This is a genomic window from Aeromonas sp. CA23, assembly GCF_002587065.1.
Lineage (GTDB): Bacteria > Pseudomonadota > Gammaproteobacteria > Enterobacterales > Aeromonadaceae > Aeromonas > Aeromonas bestiarum.
The window spans coordinates 2,370,426-2,389,830 of sequence record NZ_CP023818.1 but is presented as its reverse complement, the minus strand read 5'-3'; the positions used below and the strand labels follow the sequence as shown (position 1 = coordinate 2,389,830).

Below are 19,405 nucleotides of genomic sequence, written 5' to 3'. Positions count from 1 at the left end.
CTGATGGGCTGGCGCCAGTGGAGGGAGCGCTGGCAGCGACGCTGGCTGGCCCGCCGCATCCCGCCGGCCCGCCAGATGACCCTGGGGCCGCGCAGCCTGTTTATCCTGCCTACTCGCATGGGGCTGCTCTATCTGCTGGTGATGATCGCCATCTATCTGCTCGGCACCAACTACCAGAACAACCTGGTGCTGCTGGTATCTTATTGCCTCGGCAGCCTCTTCATGGCCGCCATGTGGCTCACCCATCGCAACCTGCTGGGGCTGGCATTGCTGGGAGGACCCGCTGTGCTGGGAGAGGCGGGCAGCCAGCTGCCCATGCGGGTGACGGTGCAGAGCCCGCGCCCGGTGCAGGCGCTGCACTTCAATCTCAACGAGGGGTCGCTCTGGCTGGCGCAGGCCGGCTCGGCTCCCCAGTGCCTGACCCTGCCGGTGCAGGGCCTGCGACGGGGCCGTCTGCCATTGGGCCGCTTGCGGGTGGAGAGCCGCTACCCCCTCGGTCTGTTTCGCTGCTGGTCGCTGCTGGACCTGCAACTGGAGGCCTGGCTCTCCCCCAAGCCCCTGCATGGGCTGTTGCGAAGCGAGGAACTGTCAGCTCAGCACGGCGCGCAGGGCCAGCCAGGTCCGGCCCCCCTCGGCGACTTTGACATGCTGCGGGCATACCAGAGTGGGGAGCCTTTCGGCCGGATCGCCTGGAAGCAGCTCGCCCAGGGGCGCGGCCTGCTGGTCAAGCAGTTCCACGAGCCGAGGCAGGATGACACCCACCTCAGCCTGACGCGGGTAACGGGCACAGATCTGGAGCAGCGGCTGGCGGTGCTGGCCTGGTGGTGTGGTGATTACGGCAGGCGGGGCATTCCCTTCACCCTGACCCTGGCGGGGCAGACGCTCGGCCCTGACTGTGGCCCCGCCTTTCTCCAGCGCTGCCAGCTGGCGCTGGCCAGCGTCGACAACCTGCAGGCTCAGGCAGACGAGGCCAGCCCGTATGCTGCTCGATAACCGGCGCCTGCTGCCCCTCATCGCCCTGCAACAGCTGCTGCTGGTGCTGGCACTCTGGCCCCAGCTGCAGCTCTGGATCGTCGCCGTCGGCGCCCTCACCCTGAGCGTGCGAGCCATGATGCTGTGGCGGGGCTGGCGCGCCCCCCCCGCTCGTGCACTGGCGCTGCTGGCCATCACAGGGGCCCTGCTGCTGGCCTGGCAGTGGCGGGCACTGGGCACCTTGCCGGCCCTCATCAACCTGCTCTGGCTCGGCTACAGCCTGAAGATCATCGAAGTGCGGCGGGAACGGGATATAGAGCAGGTATTGCTGCTCGCCTTCTTTCTCATCGCACTGACGCTGGTGCAGCGCCAAAGCATGGGCTGGACCCTGGCGATGGCGGGGGCCCTCTGGCTGGCGGTGACGGCGCTGGTGACCGCCGTGGCCCCCGAACAGAAACAACCGTGGCGCAGCGCGGGTTTCTCGCTGCTGCTGGCCCTTCCCCTTCTGCTGACCCTGTTTCTGGTGCTGCCCAGGCTGCCGCCGCTCTGGCAGATGCCGACCACCAGCCGCGCCCTGTCGGGTCTTTCGGAAGAGGTGGCCCCCGGCGACATCAGCGAGCTGGTCAACTCTTCCGAGCTGGCCTTTCGTGTCACCTTTGCCGACGGCCCGCCCCCCGCCAATGAGCGCTATTTTCCCGTGATGCGCCAGGAGCTGTTCGATGGCCGGCGCTGGCGGCTGAGCGCCGAGATCCGGCAGTGGCAACAAGCCCAACCCATGCAGACTGCGCCCCTTCAGGCCAGTGCAGGGGCCCTGCCTGGCGCCAGCTACGAGGTGATTGCCGAACCCCAGCGCCACCGCTGGACCCTGGCCCTGCCCAGGCCCAGGGTGGTGAGCGGCCCGGTGCAAGTCAGCCCGCTCACCACCCTCTATCGCCGGGACCGGGGGGATCAAAGGATCAGCTACCGGGTCACCAGCGAGCCAACAGCGCCCAAGGCCGACCTCGCCGCCCGGCGGCTCAACCTGCAACTGCCCCCGGCCGGCAACCCCAGGGCCCGCGCCCATGCCCTCACCTTGGCAGCCCGTTATCCCGACCGGGCAGCGCTGGCCTCGGCCCTGCTCGATGAGTTTCGGCGCGAACCCTTTTACTACACACTGCAACCGCCGCTGCTGGGACCGGATGGGGTGGATGACTTCCTGTTCAACAGTCGGCGCGGCTTCTGTGGCCACTACGCCATGGCCACCGCCTTCGTGCTGCGGGCGGCCGGCATTCCGGCGCGGCTGGTGACCGGCTATCTCGGCGGTGAGTGGAACCCCAGGGGCAACTACCTGGAGGTGCATCAGTTCGATGCCCACGCCTGGGTGGAATACCTGAATGAGCAGGGCGACTGGCAGCGGCTGGACCCCACGGCGGCGGTGGCACCGCAACGGATAGAGGGGGGCATGACGGCGGCCCTGAGCGACGAGTTCACCGCCGCCGATCCCCTCTCACTGCAGCGCTATCGCAACTGGGCCCTGCTCAACCAGTTGCGCTGGTGGGGCGCCAATCTCGACTACCAGTGGACCCGGCGGGTGCTCAACTACGATGCAGCCCTGTTGTGGCAACAGGTGGGAGCGCGCTGGCCTGTGCTGGCCAGCCACACAGCCTGGCTGATCCTGGCCTGCCTGCTGGGGGTGGCCACCCTGGTGGGTACGCTGCTGTTGTGGCCGGGGCGGGCGCCGCCGCAACAGCGGCTGTGGCGCCCCCTGCGCCGGCGTGCCGCCCGCCAGGGGTGGCAACCCGCCGAGGGGGAGAGTCTGGCCAGCTGGTGCGCGCGGCTCGGCTCCCTTGTCCCTCTACTGGCGCGACCGCTGGCACGCTGCGCCTGGCTCTATCGACGCTGGCGCTACGCCCCCCTCTCCCCGAGACAACGGCAGCGGGTCTGGCAGCAACTGCAGCGACGGCTGCGCCAGACCTGCCGCGCATGGGATGGGCAGAGATAGCGCCGGGCGCCCATCAGGATCCCGCGCAAGCAAAAGGGGAGCCAGTAGCTCCCCTTGTTCATCAGGCAACAGCGTGCGTCAGACTCAGGCCTGCTTGCTGCTCTGGGGCGGATTGTCCCAGATCCCCTCTTCCAGCTGGCTGCGGATCTCCGGGTACTTGTTGGCATCGAAGGTGGGCACCTTGCCCAGCTTGAGCTGATCGTTGTAGTCCTTGGCCAGCTTGATGGCCACGCCGGAGAGCAGCAGTATGGCCACCAGGTTGACGATGGCCATCAGCCCCATGGAGACATCCGCCATGGCCCACACGGTCGGCAGTTCACCCACGGAACCGAACATCACCATGCCCAGCACGAACATCCGGAACAGCATCAGGCCGCCCTTGTGGTTGTGCTCCAGAAACACCAGGTTGGTCTCGGCGTAGGAGTAGTTCGCCACTATGGAGGTGAAGGCGAAGAAGAAGATGGCCGCCGCGATGAAGATGTTGCCACCGCCACCTATCTGGGAGGAGAGCGCCCGCTGGGTCAGCTCGACCCCTGTGATGCCGGAGCCAGGTTCAAACTGGCCGGACATCAGTATGATGGCCGCGGTACAGGTACAGATGACGATAGTGTCGAGGAAAACCCCCAGCATCTGCACATAGCCCTGGGAGGCCGGGTGCGGCGGATAGGGGGTCGCGGTCGCGGCCGCGTTGGGGGCTGAACCCATACCGGCTTCGTTGGAGAAGAGACCGCGCTTGATGCCGTTGATCATCGCCTGGGAGATGGCGTAACCCATGGCGCCGGAACCCGCCTGCTCGATGCCGAAGGCCGACTTGATGATCAGCACAAACACCCCTGGCAGTTCGCTGATGTTCATCGCCACCACGAACAGCGCCATCAGTATGTAGGCCAGCGCCATGAAGGGCACCACCAGTTCGGCGAAGCGGGCTATGCCACGAATGCCGCCGAAGATGATGAGGCCGGAGAGCACCACCAGCGCCAGGCCGGTCGCCCAGTCAGGAATGCCGAACGCCACGTTCATCGCCAGGCTGATGGAGTTGGCCTGCACCGCGTTGAACACCAGGCCGAATGCCAGCAACAGACAGAGGGAGAATACCACCCCCATCCAGCGCATGCCGAGGCCGCGCTCCATGTAGTAGGCGGGGCCACCACGGTAGTTGCCATCCTCGTCCTTCACCTTGTAGAGCTGGGCCAGAGTGCTCTCCACGAAGGCCGTCGCCATGCCGATGAAGGCGATCAGCCACATCCAGAAGATGGCACCCGGGCCACCTAGGTAGATGGCCACGGCCACACCGGCCAGGTTGCCGGTACCCACGCGGGCGGCAAGGCTGGTACAGAGTGCCTGGAAGGAGGAGATGCCGGCCTTGTCCGATTTGCGGCTATTGCGCAACACGGAGAACATGTGGCCAAAATGGCGGATCTGGATAAAGCCCAGCCGGAAGGTAAAGAAGATGCCGACCCCGATGAGCAGGTAGATGAGCACGGCTCCCCACATCAGGTCGTTAATCATTGCGATCAAGGTGTCCATATGTCTCTCGTTGTTATCACGTCCATGGCCAGTCTGCGCTGGCCCCTTGCTGTCTGTTTCTGAATTAGCGGTTCACTAAAGGGGCGGAATCTAGCATAGCGAGGGAGTTCAGAATAGTGATCGCGATCACTGAGAAAACAAAAAACGAGCTGTCCGGCGCAATAAAGCTTCATTTAACACGCAAATTTTCAACAAAACTTGAAACTCAATCAATCAGCCGACAAATTAGACCCAAAAGAGCACAACTTGGCAATTATCTACATAGAGGTAGATGCGTTCACGGGGAAGCAAACTAGGGCGCAAGCGTTTACCTGAAATGGATTTCAAAATGGCCCCATTTTGCCAAACGTTTTACACGTAATAAAATTTCAAGTGGCTGACCACACAATTTATGTGATCGATGACACAAAACCGATAATCAACCAAAAAAGTTGTTTTTATCGGGGGATAAATCCATTTGCTAAAAATGGATAAAAGTCGTTTTTTATCAATCACTTTTATCCACTTCTTCCCCGCGGCGCCGGCGACTGGCTGATAAGCATACAAGCCCCCCTATTGCAGGATGCGCCACATCCGTATTAATTAGGCAGGCAATGGCGATGGGCCTCCCCCATCGTGCTTTTCTGAGCCTGAGCCGCCGGGATTTTGTAATTTTATTTCAGAACTGTCGTCTCACGCCCGCAACCCCGGGATCCCTCCCTCATTAAGAGATGATATTTGCTATGGCCGATAAATTAACCCAGCTGAAAGCCCTGACCACAGTTGTCGCCGATACCGGTGATATCGAAGCCATCAAGCGCTACCAGCCCATCGATGCCACCACCAACCCCTCCCTGGTGTTGAAGGCATCCGAGATCCCCGAATACGCGGCGCTGATCGAAGACGCCATCAACTGGGCCAAAGCCCAGAGCCAGGACAAGGCACAGCAAATCATCGACGCGGGCGACAAGCTGGCGGTCAACATAGGTCTGGAAATCCTGAAAATCGTTCCGGGCCGCATCTCCACTGAAGTGGACGCCCGTCTCTCCTTCGATACCGCCGCCAGCATCGCCAAGGCCCGCAAACTGATCCGTCTCTACAATGAAGCCGGTATCAGCAACGATCGCATCCTGATCAAGCTGGCCTCCACCTGGGAAGGGATCCGTGCCGCCGAGGTGCTGGAGAAAGAGGGTATCCAGTGCAACCTGACCCTGCTGTTCTCCTTCGCCCAGGCCCGTGCCTGTGCCGAAGCCGGCGCCTTCCTGATCTCCCCGTTCGTGGGCCGCATCCTCGACTGGTACAAGGCCAAGCACAACCGTGACTACACCGCGAGCGAAGATCCGGGCGTGGTTTCCGTCACCGCCATCTACGACTACTACAAGCAGCACGACTACCCGACCGTGGTCATGGGTGCCAGCTTCCGCAACACAGGCGAGATCCTGGAACTGGCCGGCTGCGACCGCCTGACCATAGGCCCGGCCCTGCTGGAAGAGCTGAGCAAGACCGAAGGCGCCGTGGTACGCAAGCTGAACTACACAGGCGAGCGCAAGGCCAAACCGGCTCCGATGAGCGAAGCCGAATTCCGCTGGGAACTGAACCAGGACGCCATGGCCCACGAGAAGCTGGGCGAGGGCATCCGCATGTTCGCCATCGACCAGGGCAAGCTGGAAACCATGCTGGCCAGCCGCCTCTAATCAGGGTGCCAAGAGCAGACAAAAACCGGACTCCCGCGAGGGAGTCCGGTTTTTTTATGGGCGCTGGATCCCCTGTCATGAGTTCGTCACGAAAACGTTTTAATTTTAATGGCGTTATGTTATACGGGTGATGAAAACGAGAATAACCAAGGAGGGAGCCATGGAAATGTTCAACTTCGATTATGACGATGTAGTTGAGCTCGGTTCACGTAGCCGCGGGACAACGGGAAAGAAACGTAAATGGCGTGAGATTGAGGCGTTGAAAGACAAGCATCGCCTGCAGAAGGAGCTGCAATCCATCGACATCGCCTACGAAGGTCTCTCGGAAGAGATCGAACTGTAAAAACAGCGCCCCGGTTAACCGGGGCGCTGTTTTTTAGTGGCTTGTGACTGTCAGGAGGAGAGTGGCAACGACAGGCGTTTGGCCAGCTCCTGGAAGTGCTGGCTGATCTCGGCGCCAAACAGGGGATCCCCTATGGCCCGGTTATGCCAGATCTGCTCCAGGTGACGCCAATCGTCCTCGGTCAGCGAATCGCGCAGATGGGGGAAGATGACCCCCTCTTCATAGTTCATGTGCGCCTCTTGCAGCGCCACAAACTGCTCCAGCTTGGCCGTGAACTGATCCAGCGGGATGACGGCATCCATCAGTATCATCTCCACCATCTCCTTGAGCTCGGCACCGGCCTCCAGCAGTCTGGTGTGCTCCTCCTGCAACCGGTTGGCGACCTCGCCCTCCACCACCCGGTATTTCAGGTAGTAGTCGTAGATCATGTCCTCTTTCGGGTGGTGGTACTTGTCCGACACCTCCCGCAAATAATCCACCACATCCCGGATCAGGAAGTAGCTGACCGGCTGTTCACTGCGAATGGCGGCAAGCTTGTTCTTGAGCAATTGCAACAGCTTGGCGATGTTGAGGTGGTCCTTATGCAGACTGGCTAACATGGGCACTCCTTGCACTGATTTGAGAAAGATCCTGTCTCGAGTATACGGTCATTTATTACGCTAACTTTGCACTCAATCAAATCTGACGCAGACAATCCCGGCTCATACCCCCTCCTTCAGATGACCTCGATTGCCGTCTTCTCCCTGTCCGCAGACGACCAGAAACAGTGCGAGCCCTCTCGGGCTCGCACTGTCGGGGTCACATCAGTCTGGCCTGGGCCGGCTACTCGCAGACCGAATGCCAGTTGATGGGGCTCATCCCCTGCTGGGCCAGCAGACGGTTGGTTTCGGAGAAGTGGCCGCAACCTATGAAGCCGCGATGGGCGGAGAGCGGGCTGGGATGAGGCGCGCTCAGCACGTGATGGCGCTGCCGATCGATGAAACGGCCCTTCTTCTGGGCATGAGCCCCCCACAGCAGGAAGACAACCCCCTGACAGCTGGCGTTGATCTGCTCTATGACCCTGTCGGTGAAGGTTTCCCAGCCCAGATGGGCGTGAGAATGGGCCATGCCTGCCTGCACCGTCAGCACCGTATTGAGCAACAGCACGCCCTGCTGGGCCCAGGACTCCAGAAAACCGTGATTGGGTGTGACAAAACCCGGCAGATCCCGCTGCATCTCCTTGTAGATGTTGACCAGCGAGGGAGGTGTGCGCACGCCGGGCAACACGGAGAAGCAGAGGCCATGGGCCTGGTTCGGGCCGTGATACGGGTCCTGACCCAGGATCACCACCCTGACCCGATCCAGCTCGGTCAGCTTGAAGGCGTTGAACACCTCGGTCGCCGGGGGGTATATTAACTTGCCCGCTTCCCGCTCGCTCCTGACGGTCGCCAGGGTAGCCTTGAAATAGTCCTGCTCTTTCTCAGAGCCAATCACATCTGTCCAGCTCGGCACCCCAGCCTCCTCAATCAATGCGGCAGGATCAGACCCCTGCGGTCCTCTCCCCTTCTCCTCTTTCTCCGAATCCAGTACATCTGTCCAGGTCAGCACCCCAATATCCTCAATTAATGCGGCAAGGGGCTCAGGATAGGGGGGCAGACCACAAGACGCAACCGCAGCGCCATTGGCTGAGCCCCACACGGCTGGTCGCCATGGCCATTATGCCCCCTCATCGAGAGCGGCAGAAAACGCGGGGGCCGAACCTGCCCGCTTCGCCAAGTGTGCCAAGGCGGAGGGCCTCACCTTCCCCTGAGCCCCTGCCGGCGGATCCGCTTCCTTTTATAGCGAAGACGAGAATCCTGGGTTGCCGGACGATGGACATCCGGCCCTGTACCCTGGCCCAGTCTGCCGGTGAGGCCGGCTGCGCCCAGACTTCCACGGAGTCAAATAGCCATAACATGTAGTTAAATTACTAGATTTAATTAATGAAAGATGCATAATTTGGATATCTTACATAATCAGAAAAATGACCTATTTTTGATTAACCTCAATAATTTAATCCCTACAGACAGGCGCAAATCGCGTATTTTTTGATTTAGATCAATTTTCGTATTATTACCATCGTGGTATATATGACCCAACAAAGTAAAGGTGTAAGGCAAGGGCCCTTTAAATCATCCCGGTGGTTTAAATACATCAGGGTAATTTCCTTACAGTTGAATCCGCTTTCCTATGAGGAGTCATACCATGATCAAGGGCATCCAAATCACCCAGTCCACCAACGCAGCGCTGCTGAACTCTTTCTGGCTGCTGGACGAAGAGAAGCAACAGGCTCGTTGCATCTGCGCCAAGGGCGACACCTTCACCGCCGATCAGGAAGTCAGCGTCTCTGACCTGGGTCAGTTCGAATACCGTGAGCTGCCGGTTCAAGCCGAACCTGCCGTGGAAGGTGGTCAGCACCTGAACGTCAACGTCCTGCGTCGCGAGACCCTGGAAGACGCCATCGCCAACCCGGAGAAGTACCCGCAGCTGACCATACGTGTTTCCGGCTATGCCGTGCGCTTCAACGCACTGACCCCGGAACAGCAGCGTGACGTGGTCACCCGTACCTTTACCCAGAGCCTGTAATTCCCTCTGCGGTGATCTGCACCATGAAAAGCGGCCCTCTCGGGCCGTTTTTTTATGTCTGACTGTCCGCCCCTGGCTGGCCTATGGGTCAGTGCCTGCGGGCGGCAAATCTGGCTCTGGCAGGGCCCGGGGCATGACAGCCATGCCCAGGGCCCGCTCGTCGCTATCCCTGTTGATCCGCCTTCTGGGGCGACGATCCCAGCACCTCGTGCATCTGCTGCTCATCGAGCTGATCGCAGTAACGGGCTACCACCACGGTAGCCACCCCGTTGCCGATCAGATTGGTCAGGGCACGCGCCTCCGACATGAAGCGATCTATGCCCAGGATCAGCGCCAACCCGGCGAGCGGCAAGTGCCCCACCGCCGAGATGGTGGCCGCCAGCACGATGAAGCCACTGCCGGTGACACCGGCCGCCCCTTTCGAAGAGATGAGCAGCACCACCAGCAGGGTGATCTGCTGGAACAGATCCAGCGGCGTGTTGGTCGCCTGGGCGATGAAGATGGCCGCCATGGTCAGATAGATTGAAGTGCCATCCAGGTTGAAGGAGTAACCGGTCGGGATCACCAGCCCCACCACCGACTTCTTGCAGCCGAGCGCCTCCATCTTGACCAGCATGCGCGGCAACACGGATTCGGAAGAGGAGGTTCCCAGCACGATCAGCAGCTCTTCCTTGATGTAGGAAATAAAGCGCAGGATGCTGAAACCATTCGCCCTGGCGATGCTGCCCAACACCAGAAAAATGAACAGCAGACAGGTCATATAGAAGCAGGCGATCAATTGGCCCAGCTGGATCAGCGAGCCAATACCATATTTCCCTATGGTAAAGGCCATGGCACCAAATGCTCCGACCGGCGCCAGTCGCATGATCATGTTGATGATGCCGAAAATAACCTGGGAGAAGCTGTCGATGACATTGAAGATTAATTTTCCCTTCTCGCCAATATGATGCAGGGAGAAACCAAACAACACAGCAAACAGCAACACCTGGAGAATATTGCCGCTGGCAAAGGCGCCGATCACGCTGCCCGGGATCACGTCAAGCAGGAAGGCGATGATGCCCTGCGACTTGGCCTGCTCGGCATAGGCCGAGATGGAACTGGCGTCCAGCGTGGCGGGGTCCACGTTCATGCCCACCCCGGGCTGCAACAGGTTGACCACGCACAGCCCAATGACCAGCGCTATGGTGCTCACCACTTCAAAGTAGAGCAGCGCTATGGCACCGGTTTTCCCCACCGCCTTCATGCTCTCCATGCCGGCGATACCCGTCACCACGGTACAGAAAATAACGGGGGCTATGATCATCTTGATTAATTTAACGAAGCCATCACCCAGTGGCTTCATATCCGCCCCGAGGTCGGGATAGACGTGCCCCAGAAATACCCCCAGGGTGATCGCAAGCAGCACCTGGAAATAAAGGCTGCTGAATATTTTCTTTCGCATTATTAACGTCCTGTTAATTAATCGACATCTCATATGGCAGAAATAAGCATGCAGGGAGCCGTAACGAGAGATCATAGTTCTCTCGCCAGCTTCATGCTATTTCGTCATCGTAACGGCGCCACTTTCACACGTTATAAGAAGCAATTAAGAGACATTAATCACACAATACATTTAACATCATTAACACCACGGCAACCGTGATATAGTTGGTCGATGATTTATTTAAGACCTCAATGACAACACTCCGGATATAAAAATGCCCCGCATGGCGGGGCATTTTGCATCACGACACAGGCGCCATGGATCAGGCGGAGGTATCGAGGGGCTCGAAGCCCTTGATGAGATCGTCGATCGCCTTCATCTGCTTGAGGAAACCTTCCAGCTTCTCCAGCGGCAGGGCACTCGGGCCATCGCAACGGGCCACTTTCGGGTCCGGGTGTGACTCGATGAACAGACCGGCCAGGCCGACCGCCATGCCGGCACGGGCCAGCTCGGTCACCTGATCCCGACGGCCACCCGAGGCAGCCCCCAGCGGATCGCGGCACTGCAATGAGTGGGTCACATCGAAGATCACCGGATAGCCGCCTGTGCTCTTCTTCATCACCCCCAGACCCAACATGTCCACCACCAGGTTGTCATAACCGAAGTTGGCGCCGCGCTCGCACAGGATCAGCTGATCGTTGCCGCACTCCTCGAACTTGTCGGTGATGTTCTTCATCTGGCTTGGGCTCAGGAACTGCGGTTTCTTGATGTTGATGACGTTGCCGGTACGGGCCATGGCCTCCACCAGATCGGTCTGACGCGCCAGGAAGGCGGGCAGCTGGATGACGTCAACCACTTCGGCCACCGGCTTGGCCTGATGCACCTCATGCAGATCCGAGATGACCGGCATGCCGAAGGTCGCTTTCAGCTCCTGGAAGATTTTCATCCCCTCTTCCAGGCCCGGGCCGCGGTAGGAGTGGATGGAGGAGCGATTGGCCTTGTCCCAGCTCGCCTTGAACACGAATGGTATGCCCAGCTTGCTGGTCACTTCCACGTACTTCTCGCACACCGCCATCGCCATGTCGCGGGATTCCAGCACGTTCATGCCACCGAACAGCACGAACGGTTTGTCGTTGGCTACATCGATGTCATTGATCTTGATATTCTTCTGTTCCATCTCAGGCATCCTTAAGTGAAGGGGCTTGAATCCAAATTAGTCCGCTGCGCCTTGGGCACACCGGCCTTGATACTCTTCTGTTTCAGTTCCCAGCCGCCCTTGAGTGAAGGGGCCAGGGGCTTGAATCCCAGTTGGTCCGCTGCAGCTCCCGGCCCTTTAATGGAGAGGCTTGGGGCTCAGATCCAGCGCGGCCAGTTGCACCTTGAGCACATCGGCCACAGGATCGTCCGGACATTGTTCAATAAAGTATTCAAAATCGTCGGCGGCGAAGCGCGGGCAGTCGAGCTGCTCGTAGATGAAACCGCGATCCCGCGTCTCCAGCGGATCGCCGGGCTTCATGCGCAGCAGCAGTTCGCTGCAGCGCAGCGCTTCCGTCATGCGATCTTCCCGCAGCAGGGCACCCTTGCTGACGTTGAGCAGCCGCTCGATGATCTCCCACTGGCCCGAGGGCTGCAGGTGTTCGGAGGTCAGGGTGGCCAGATTGCCGAGGGCACCGCGCAGCAGCAGCTCGATGCGGTGCAGGCTCAACTCGTCGCCGGTGAAGGGGTCCACATAGACCTCGCCCTCGCTGCCGGCGAAGCTCACCAGGAAGTGACCGGGGAAGCAGATCCCCTCCACATCCAGCCCGAGCTTGCGGCCCAGCTGTATGATGAGGATGCCGAGGCTGACCGGAATGCCCTGCTTGCGGACGAGCACCTGGGCCAGATCGCAATTGGCGGCGGAGAAGTAATCCTGCCAGTCACCGTGAAAACCCAGGGTCTGGTAGAAGCCCTGCAGCAGCTGACGACGCACCTCGTCGCAGTTGCCCTCGTCGATTGTCTCGTCCAGCCAGGCATCGAGCCGGGCCAGCTCGGCATCGCCACGGCCGCCGATACCATGGATCTCGTCGCTCACCGACAACGCCAGCTCGGCGATGTCGTGGGCCTCGAAATCGGTCCATTCGTCTACGCGTATCATAGTCATCATCCTTAACCGAACAGACCGGCCTGCTTCTGCAGCGCAAGCTTGGCGATAAAGAAGAGCCAACCCAGGGCACCGAGGAAGGCAAACCAGCGGATACCCTTGTTGCGGGCCAGCCGCAGCGCCATCGTGGCCAAAAAGGCCACCACCAGGATGGCGGTCAGCTTCTCGCTGAGCCAGGGGGCGGCGTTGTTGAGCGGATTGAGATCCAGCACCATGCACAGCAACACGCCGGAGAGCACCACCAGCCCATTCAACCAGCCGCTCAGTCGCAGGACCCGGCTGCCATAGGCGCCGGCCACCCCCTTCTGAACCCAGTAAAAACGCAGCATAAACATCAGCACGGCCGAGGCGATCAGCACCAGATGCAGATGTTTGAGAGCAACATACATAACATGTCCTTGAACAGAGGCAGGCCGGGCCCGCCCGTCATCATCACCGAGCCAGGCGCCCCAGGGTCACCCGCTCGTTATCGCCGTAATCGCGCACGGTTTCCACCTGGCTGTAGCCGTGCTGCAGCAGGAGTTGACGCACCGCCTCACCCTGTTGCCAGCCGTGCTCCAGCAGGAGCCAGCCACCGGGCAGCAGATGGGCAGGCGCACCGGCCACTATCAGCCGGATATCCGCCAGCCCCTGCTCATCGGCCACCAGGGCGGAGCGCGGTTCGAAACGCACATCCCCCTCGGCCAGATGGGGGTCGGCGCCGTCGATGTAGGGCGGGTTGGAGACTATCATCCCGAAGCGCGGCGCGCCCGAGAGCGGTTCAAACCAGCTGCCGTCCCGCACCTCTATGGGCAACCCCAGCGCGGCGCTGTTGGCGCGCGCCAGTGCGGCCGCCTCCGGCATCCTATCCACCGCCCATACATCGGCATCCGGTCGCTCCGACTTGAGCGCCAGTGCGATGGCCCCTGTGCCTGTGCCGAGATCCAGCAAGGTACAAGGGGCCTGATCCGGCGCGGCTGGCCTTGGAGGCAAGCGCGCCAGCGCCTGCTCCACCAGCACCTCGGTGTCGGGGCGCGGGATCAGGGTGGCCGGGCTCACCTTGAGCGGCAGTGACCAGAACTCCCGCTCGCCGATGAGGTGGGCGATGGGCTCGCCGTTGAGGCGGCGGCTCAGCCAGTCTTGCAGCCTTGCCTGCTGGGCGGCGTCAAGCTCACGCTCCGGCCAGGTCATCAGATAACTGCGCCGGCAACCGAGCAGATGACAGAGCAGCACGTCGGCGTCGGCGCGGGGAGACTCGCCCCCGGCCAGGGTTGCCATTATGTGGGCGCGAGCCTGCTGGATCTGCATCAGTAGCACGCCATCGCCGTGACGGCGATATCTGCACAAACGGGCTGCATCAGCTGTTTTCCGCCAGGGAGGCGAGCTGATCGGCCTGATACTCCTGGATCATGGGGCTGATGATGCAGTCCAGATCCCCCTCCATGATCTCGCCGAGGCGATAGAGGGTGAGGTTGATGCGGTGCTCGGAGAGGCGACCCTGCGGGTAGTTGTAGGTGCGGATACGCTCGGAGCGATCGCCTGACCCCACCAGGTTGCGACGGGTGCTCTGCTCGGCGGCGCGGTGGCGCTCATCCTCGGCCGCCTGCAGGCGGGCGGAGAGCACGGACATCGCCTTGGCACGGTTCTTGTGCTGGGAGCGCTCATCCTGACACTCCACCACCAGGCCGGTCGGCAGGTGGGTGATGCGGATGGCCGAATCCGTCTTGTTGACGTGCTGACCACCGGCCCCGGAGGCACGGAAGGTATCTATCTTCAGGTCGTTCGCATTGATCTCGATCTGCTCGGCTTCCGGCACTTCCGGCAGCACGGCGACGGTACAGGCGGAGGTGTGCACCCGGCCCTGGGATTCGGTCTCGGGTACCCGCTGCACCCGGTGGCCGCCGGATTCAAACTTGAGGCGGCCGTAAACGTGCTCGCCGTCCACCTTGGCGATCACCTCCTTGTAGCCACCGTGCTCGCCGTCGTTGCAGCTGACGATGGAGATGCGCCAGCCCTGACGCTCGGCGTAACGGGAATACATGCGAAACAGGTCACCGGCAAAGATGGCCGCCTCGTCACCGCCGGCACCGGCCCGGATCTCGAGGTAGCAGTTGTTGTCATCCTTGGGATCCCGCGGCAGCAGCATCACCTGCAGCGCCTGCTCCTGCTCCTCCAGCGTGCTCTTGGCCAGCGGCAACTCCTCCTGCGCCATCTCGCGCAGGTCGGCGTCATCCTCTTCCAGCATCAGCTTGGTGGCCTCCAGGTTCTCTTCGGCCTGGCGGAAGCGCTGGAAGGCGTGAACGATATCTTCCAGCTGGGCATATTCCCGGGTCAGGGCGCGGTAGCGATCCTGATCCGAGGCCACCCCGGGCTCGCCGAGCATGGCCTGTACTTCTTCGTGGCGCTCGATGAGGCCTTCCAGCTTTCTGATCAGTGACGGATTCATAAATCTTGTTTTCTCGATGGAGGAAGGGGCCGCCAGTCGGCCACCCCGAACAATTACTCTGGTGACAATCCCAGCACCTGACGCAGGCGGGAGAGCTGATGGTGATCCCCCTGGGCCGCCGCCTGGCGCAGGGCCTGGGTGGGTGCATGGATCAACTTGTTGGTGAGGCGGTGCGCCATGGCCTTGAGGGCCTGCTCGGCATTCTCGCCCTGTTGCAGGGCCAGCAAGGCGCGCTGCAACTCCTCATCGGCCACCTGCTGGGCCTGATGACGATAATCGCGGATGAGGTCCACCGAATGCTGGCTGCGATACCAGCCCATGAACTCATCGCGCTCTTCCTGCACTATGAGCTCCGCCTCGGCGGCGGCCCGTTTGCGGGTCTCCAGGTTCTGCTCGATGATGCCCTGCAGGTCATCCACCGTGTAGAGGTAGGCATCGGAGAGCTCATCCACCTCGGCCTCGATATCCCGCGGCACGGCGATATCCACCAGGAACATGGGCTTGAAGCGACGGGCCTTGAGGGCGCGCTCCACCATGCCCTTGCCGATGATGGGCAATGGGCTGGCGGTCGAGCTGATGACGATGTCCGCCTCATGCAGATAATCGGGGATCTCTTCCAGGGTCATCACCCGGGCACCGAACTCCTCGGCCAGCAACTGGGCCCGCTGTAAGGTGCGGTTCGCCACCATCATCTGGGTGACGTTCTGCTCGCGCAGATGGCGGGCCACCAGTTCTATGGTTTCGCCGGCACCGACCAGCAGCACCTTGGTCTGGGAGAGATCGGAGAAGATACGGCGACCCAGGCTGACGGCGGCAAAGGCCACCGACACGGCGCTGGCGCCTATCTCGGTGTCCGTGCGCACCCGCTTGGCCACGGAGAAGGATTTCTGGAACAGCCGCTCCAGCGACCCCTTCACCGCCTCGGACTGCTGGGCATGGGCATAGGATTGCTTGATCTGCCCCAGGATCTGCGGCTCCCCCAGCACCAGGGAATCCAGGCCGCAGGCCACCCGCATCAGGTGACGCACCGCCTCTTCGTCCCAGTGCTGGTAGATGGCGGACACCACTTCGGCCGCGTCCAGGGCATGGAAACGTTGCAGCCAGTGCAGTACCTGCTCCCCCTGCCCCTGCGCCAGGCTGCAGTAAAGCTCGGTGCGGTTGCAGGTCGAGACGATCACCGCCTCGCTTACGCCGGGTTGGGTGACCAGCTCACGCAGGGCGCGATCGATGCAGTCCGGGCCGAACGCGACCCGCTCCCGCAAGGCGACACTGGCGGTGTTGTGGTTGATTCCGAGGGCAAGCAAACTCATGAGTGGGTGGTGATCGTATCTGTGCGCTGGGAGTAAAGGCCGTCAATTGTACGAGAAAGGGTAAGGCTTTAAAAGCAATACGGCCGCCCCGTATACTGTGGCAAATCCCCGTATCTGGAGCATGACCTTGTTGTTGCGTATTTTCACCTTCGCCTGCCTGCTGTTGCTGGCCGGTTGTGCCACCACCCAACCCCAGCGGGATCAGGTCAACTGGCAGCAGGAGCGGGCCCGTCTCGAGCAGCTCACCCACTGGCAGCTGTCGGGCAAGATGGCCATCATCACGGCCCAGCAGAAGGGCAGCGCCCGGGTCAACTGGCAGCAGGATGGGGACGACTATCGCCTCAATCTGAGCAGCATAGTCGGCACCCACATACTGGAGCTCTCCCGCAGCAAGGGCGAGATCACCCTGATCGACAACGAGGGCAAGCCGCACCAGAGCCAGGATGCCGAGGCGCTCGTCTATCAGCTCACCGGCTGGAACATACCGGTGCAGGGGCTGCCGGAGTGGATCAAGGGACTGCCGGGCAAGGCCGAGTTCGAGCTCAATCCCGACAGCAGTCTGGCCAGCGTGCGTGACGGCCAGTGGCAGATCGTCTACGGCGACTACCGGGATCAGGACGGCTACCGCCTGCCGCACCAACTGACCATGACGGGCCAGGGCAGCCGCCTCAAGTTGCAGATCAACCAATGGACGCTCGTTCGCTGATGGCTGTAACTGACAAGGAGGCGACAATGACAGCCACTCGCTGGCCCGCACCGGCCAAACTCAACCTCTTCCTGCACGTCAATGGCCGTCGTCCGGACGGCTATCACGAGCTGCAGACCCTGTTCATCTTCCTCAGTCACGGCGACTGGCTCGAATTCGAGCCGCTGCCGGACACGGACCAGCTCACCCTGAGCCCGGCCATTCCCGGCGTGCCCGACGAGCAGAACCTGATCATCCGCGCCGCCCGCCTACTGCAGGCCAGGCTGCCAAGCCCGCAGGGGGCCCACATCCGGCTGGAGAAGGTATTGCCCATGGGCGGCGGCATAGGTGGCGGCTCCTCGGATGCCGCCACCACGCTCGTCGCCCTGAACCATCTCTGGCAAGCCGGCTTGAGTGATGACGAGCTGGCGGAGCTTGGCGTGCAGCTGGGGGCCGACGTGCCTGTGTTTGTACGTGGCCGCGCCGCCTTTGCGGAAGGGGTGGGCGAGCGATTGCAACCGGTCGAATTGCCAAGCGCCTGGTATCTGGTGCTCAAGCCCGATTGCCATGTGACCACCGCCGCCGTCTTCCAGGATCCGGACCTGCCCAGAGCGACTCCGAAAATGGCATTTCACAACCTGCTGGAAGGCGAGTGGAAAAACGATTGCGAATTGCTGGTGAAAAAGCGCCACCCCGAGGTTGCCAATGCGCTCGGCTGGTTGCTAGAATACGCGCCGTCAAGAATGACGGGCACAGGAGCCTGCGTCTTTGCTCAATTTGAAGACGAAGAGGCTGCTCGGGAAGTGTTGGCAAAAGTGCCGAAGAGATGGGATGGGTTTGTCGCCAAGGGCGAGAACATATCACCACTGTTCGTGACATTGCAACAAATCAGTGATTGGGGTATCGCCAAGCGGTAAGGCAGCGGGTTTTGATCTCGCCATTCCTAGCCTGAGGTTCGAATCCTAGTACCCCAGCCATTATCTTGGTGATTGACACGGGTGTGTCGGTAAATCGGCCGCAGAGGATCTTGACAGAGCGCAATCTCGTCAAGCCCGTCTGCAACCATTATCGTCCCCTTGTCACTCGCAAAGAGGTCATCGATCTCCTGGATGACGGCTGCCTGCAAACGCGACAGCCATCCGATTTGAAACATGTAACGATATGCACCTAGCCTGAAAGCAGCCTATAGTGGCCTGACCCGTCAACTTGATAAATCGTTTGCCCCAAAACGATACGGGTCTGAATCAGACTCCCCCACATACTGGATGCAACCCCGAGGTTTCAAACCGTGCCTGACATGAAGCTGTTTGCTGGTAACGCAACGCCGGAACTAGCCCAGAAGATCGCAGATCGCCTGTTTATCAAACTCGGCAATGCTGCCGTAGGTCGCTTTAGCGACGGCGAGATCAGCGTACAGATCAATGAGAATGTACGCGGTGGCGATATCTTCATCATTCAATCCACCTGTGCCCCGACCAACGACAATTTGATGGAATTGATCGTCATGGTGGATGCTCTGCGTCGTGCTTCAGCTGGCCGTATTACTGCCGTTATCCCCTACTTTGGTTATGCCCGTCAGGACCGCCGCGTCCGCTCCGCCCGTGTACCCATCACCGCCAAGGTTGTCGCCGACTTCCTCTCCAGCGTGGGTGTGGACCGTGTGCTGACCGTTGACCTGCATGCCGAGCAGATCCAGGGCTTCTTCGATGTCCCGGTCGACAACGTGTTCGGCAGCCCTGTGCTGCTGGAAGACATGCAGTCCAAGAACCTCGAATCCCCCGTGGTCGTGTCGCCGGACATCGGCGGCGTGGTACGTGCCCGTGCCATCGCCAAGCTGCTGGACGATACCGACATCGCCATCATCGACAAGCGTCGTCCCCGCCCGAACGTCTCCCAGGTCATGCACCTGATCGGTGACGTAGCCGGCCGCGACTGCATTATCGTCGACGACATGATCGACACCGGCGGCACCCTGTGCAAAGCCGCGGAAGCCCTGAAAGAGCGCGGCGCCAAGCGTGTATTCGCCTACGCCACTCACCCGGTCTTCTCCGGTTCCGCCGTGGAAAACATCAAGAACTCGGTCATCGACGAGCTGATCATCACCGACTCCATCCCGCTCACCGCGGAGATGAAGGCGGTCGACAAGGTCAAGCAGCTGACCCTGTCAACCGTACTGGCGGAAGCCATTCGTCGTATCAGCAACGAAGAGTCCATCTCTGCCATGTTTGAGCATTGATAGACGCCGTTGTGACAAAAACCGCCAGCTGGCGGTTTTTGTCTTTTTAGCCCAGTTACACCCGGTATTGCCCTGCCCCGGCAGGT

General features: G+C 60.9%; 18 protein-coding genes and 1 tRNA gene. 9 read left to right on the top strand and 10 right to left on the bottom strand.

The features are described from left to right. Positions 1–3 precede the first annotated feature (3 nt). Together CK910_RS11370 and CK910_RS11365 are read left to right on the top strand one after the other, a co-directional pair. Positions 4–993, top strand: coding sequence for a DUF58 domain-containing protein (locus tag CK910_RS11370; protein ID WP_098983045.1), 990 nt, complete (start codon positions 4–6; stop codon positions 991–993). After that, positions 980–2,953, top strand: coding sequence for a transglutaminase TgpA family protein (locus tag CK910_RS11365; RefSeq protein ID WP_098983043.1), 1,974 nt, complete (start codon positions 980–982; stop codon positions 2,951–2,953). Before CK910_RS11370 ends, CK910_RS11365 begins: the two co-directional genes overlap by 14 nt. 84 nt (positions 2,954–3,037) lie before the next feature. Here the strand turns inward: CK910_RS11365 and CK910_RS11360 are convergent, their stop codons facing one another. Next, positions 3,038–4,480 carry an alanine/glycine:cation symporter family protein gene (locus tag CK910_RS11360; protein WP_043135606.1) on the bottom strand — a complete coding sequence of 481 codons (1,443 nt, stop codon included), beginning with the start codon at positions 4,478–4,480 and terminating at the stop codon, positions 3,038–3,040. Positions 4,481–5,202: 722 nt separating this feature from the next. On the opposite strand from CK910_RS11360, the gene tal reads away from it, so the two are divergent. Together tal and CK910_RS11350 are read left to right on the top strand one after the other, a co-directional pair. Further along, a complete protein-coding gene (gene tal, locus CK910_RS11355; protein WP_043135607.1) occupies positions 5,203–6,153 on the top strand; it encodes a transaldolase in 951 nt (316 codons plus the stop codon). A 160-nt stretch (positions 6,154–6,313) separates the two neighbouring features. Then, positions 6,314–6,496: a DUF3545 family protein gene (locus CK910_RS11350; RefSeq protein WP_042867775.1), complete on the top strand. Its 183-nt coding sequence runs from the start codon at positions 6,314–6,316 to the stop codon at positions 6,494–6,496. Positions 6,497–6,546: 50 nt separating this feature from the next. Here the strand turns inward: CK910_RS11350 and CK910_RS11345 are convergent, their stop codons facing one another. Both CK910_RS11345 and ung read right to left on the bottom strand, forming a co-directional pair. Beyond that, complete coding sequence (locus CK910_RS11345; protein ID WP_043555223.1) at positions 6,547–7,095, bottom strand: hemerythrin domain-containing protein; 549 nt, start codon at positions 7,093–7,095, stop codon at positions 6,547–6,549. A 223-nt stretch (positions 7,096–7,318) separates the two neighbouring features. Then, positions 7,319–7,987 carry a uracil-DNA glycosylase gene (gene ung, locus CK910_RS11340; RefSeq protein ID WP_043135777.1) on the bottom strand — a complete coding sequence of 223 codons (669 nt, stop codon included), beginning with the start codon at positions 7,985–7,987 and terminating at the stop codon, positions 7,319–7,321. A 732-nt stretch (positions 7,988–8,719) separates the two neighbouring features. On the opposite strand from ung, the gene grcA reads away from it, so the two are divergent. Next, positions 8,720–9,100 carry an autonomous glycyl radical cofactor GrcA gene (grcA, locus tag CK910_RS11335; RefSeq protein ID WP_042867771.1) on the top strand — a complete coding sequence of 127 codons (381 nt, stop codon included), beginning with the start codon at positions 8,720–8,722 and terminating at the stop codon, positions 9,098–9,100. 163 nt (positions 9,101–9,263) lie between these two features. On the opposite strand, the gene CK910_RS11330 is transcribed toward grcA, so the two are convergent. From CK910_RS11330 to hemA, 7 genes are all read right to left on the bottom strand, one after another. Continuing rightward, complete coding sequence (locus CK910_RS11330; RefSeq protein WP_098983038.1) at positions 9,264–10,541, bottom strand: dicarboxylate/amino acid:cation symporter; 1,278 nt, start codon at positions 10,539–10,541, stop codon at positions 9,264–9,266. 304 nt (positions 10,542–10,845) lie between these two features. Next, the gene (gene kdsA, locus CK910_RS11325) at positions 10,846–11,700 is read right to left on the bottom strand and encodes a 3-deoxy-8-phosphooctulonate synthase (protein ID WP_042037513.1); all 855 of its coding nucleotides are present in this window, start codon (positions 11,698–11,700) and stop codon (positions 10,846–10,848) included. Positions 11,701–11,856: 156 nt separating this feature from the next. After that, a complete protein-coding gene (locus tag CK910_RS11320) occupies positions 11,857–12,657 on the bottom strand; it encodes a SirB1 family protein (RefSeq protein ID WP_098983035.1) in 801 nt (266 codons plus the stop codon). Between the two features lie 11 nt (positions 12,658–12,668). Further along, positions 12,669–13,052: a SirB2 family protein gene (locus CK910_RS11315; protein WP_098983033.1), complete on the bottom strand. Its 384-nt coding sequence runs from the start codon at positions 13,050–13,052 to the stop codon at positions 12,669–12,671. Between the two features lie 43 nt (positions 13,053–13,095). Beyond that, positions 13,096–13,950, bottom strand: coding sequence for a peptide chain release factor N(5)-glutamine methyltransferase (prmC, locus tag CK910_RS11310; RefSeq protein ID WP_098983031.1), 855 nt, complete (start codon positions 13,948–13,950; stop codon positions 13,096–13,098). Between the two features lie 49 nt (positions 13,951–13,999). Beyond that, positions 14,000–15,088, bottom strand: a complete 1,089-nt coding sequence (prfA, locus tag CK910_RS11305) for a peptide chain release factor 1 (protein WP_005317010.1) — start codon at positions 15,086–15,088, stop codon at positions 14,000–14,002. A gap of 53 nt (positions 15,089–15,141) precedes the next feature. Next, positions 15,142–16,398 carry a glutamyl-tRNA reductase gene (gene hemA / locus CK910_RS11300; protein ID WP_043135619.1) on the bottom strand — a complete coding sequence of 419 codons (1,257 nt, stop codon included), beginning with the start codon at positions 16,396–16,398 and terminating at the stop codon, positions 15,142–15,144. Positions 16,399–16,519: 121 nt separating this feature from the next. On the opposite strand from hemA, the gene lolB reads away from it, so the two are divergent. The 4 genes from lolB (at position 16,520) to CK910_RS11275 (ending at position 19,319) form a co-directional block, all read left to right on the top strand. Beyond that, positions 16,520–17,104, top strand: a complete 585-nt coding sequence (lolB, locus tag CK910_RS11295; RefSeq protein WP_043135621.1) for a lipoprotein insertase outer membrane protein LolB — start codon at positions 16,520–16,522, stop codon at positions 17,102–17,104. A 26-nt stretch (positions 17,105–17,130) separates the two neighbouring features. Continuing rightward, a complete protein-coding gene (gene ispE, locus CK910_RS11290; protein WP_098983028.1) occupies positions 17,131–18,000 on the top strand; it encodes a 4-(cytidine 5'-diphospho)-2-C-methyl-D-erythritol kinase in 870 nt (289 codons plus the stop codon). Beyond that, positions 17,980–18,060: transfer RNA gene (locus tag CK910_RS11285), tRNA-Gln, on the top strand. The genes ispE and CK910_RS11285 overlap by 21 nt, the downstream gene beginning before the upstream one ends. Before the next feature lie 311 nt (positions 18,061–18,371). Further along, entirely contained in the window at positions 18,372–19,319 is a 948-nt protein-coding gene (locus tag CK910_RS11275) for a ribose-phosphate pyrophosphokinase (RefSeq protein WP_033131039.1), read from the top strand. Positions 19,320–19,405: the final 86 nt, after the last annotated feature.

Bases quoted from the DNA above. Each gene is read 5' to 3' on its own strand.
- CK910_RS11370 (WP_098983045.1), top strand. From the start codon at position 4: ATGGGCTGGCGCCAGTGGAGGGAGCGCTGGCAGCGACGCTGGCTGGCC.
- CK910_RS11365 (WP_098983043.1), top strand. From the start codon at position 980: ATGCTGCTCGATAACCGGCGCCTGCTGCCCCTCATCGCCCTGCAACAG.
- CK910_RS11360 (WP_043135606.1), bottom strand. From the start codon at position 4,480: ATGGACACCTTGATCGCAATGATTAACGACCTGATGTGGGGAGCCGTG.
- tal (WP_043135607.1), top strand. From the start codon at position 5,203: ATGGCCGATAAATTAACCCAGCTGAAAGCCCTGACCACAGTTGTCGCC.
- CK910_RS11350 (WP_042867775.1), top strand. From the start codon at position 6,314: ATGGAAATGTTCAACTTCGATTATGACGATGTAGTTGAGCTCGGTTCA.
- CK910_RS11345 (WP_043555223.1), bottom strand. From the start codon at position 7,095: ATGTTAGCCAGTCTGCATAAGGACCACCTCAACATCGCCAAGCTGTTG.
- grcA (WP_042867771.1), top strand. From the start codon at position 8,720: ATGATCAAGGGCATCCAAATCACCCAGTCCACCAACGCAGCGCTGCTG.
- CK910_RS11330 (WP_098983038.1), bottom strand. From the start codon at position 10,541: ATGCGAAAGAAAATATTCAGCAGCCTTTATTTCCAGGTGCTGCTTGCG.
- kdsA (WP_042037513.1), bottom strand. From the start codon at position 11,700: ATGGAACAGAAGAATATCAAGATCAATGACATCGATGTAGCCAACGAC.
- CK910_RS11320 (WP_098983035.1), bottom strand. From the start codon at position 12,657: ATGATACGCGTAGACGAATGGACCGATTTCGAGGCCCACGACATCGCC.
- CK910_RS11315 (WP_098983033.1), bottom strand. From the start codon at position 13,052: ATGTATGTTGCTCTCAAACATCTGCATCTGGTGCTGATCGCCTCGGCC.
- prmC (WP_098983031.1), bottom strand. From the start codon at position 13,950: ATGCAGATCCAGCAGGCTCGCGCCCACATAATGGCAACCCTGGCCGGG.
- prfA (WP_005317010.1), bottom strand. From the start codon at position 15,088: ATGAATCCGTCACTGATCAGAAAGCTGGAAGGCCTCATCGAGCGCCAC.
- hemA (WP_043135619.1), bottom strand. From the start codon at position 16,398: ATGAGTTTGCTTGCCCTCGGAATCAACCACAACACCGCCAGTGTCGCC.
- lolB (WP_043135621.1), top strand. From the start codon at position 16,520: ATGACCTTGTTGTTGCGTATTTTCACCTTCGCCTGCCTGCTGTTGCTG.
- ispE (WP_098983028.1), top strand. From the start codon at position 17,131: ATGACAGCCACTCGCTGGCCCGCACCGGCCAAACTCAACCTCTTCCTG.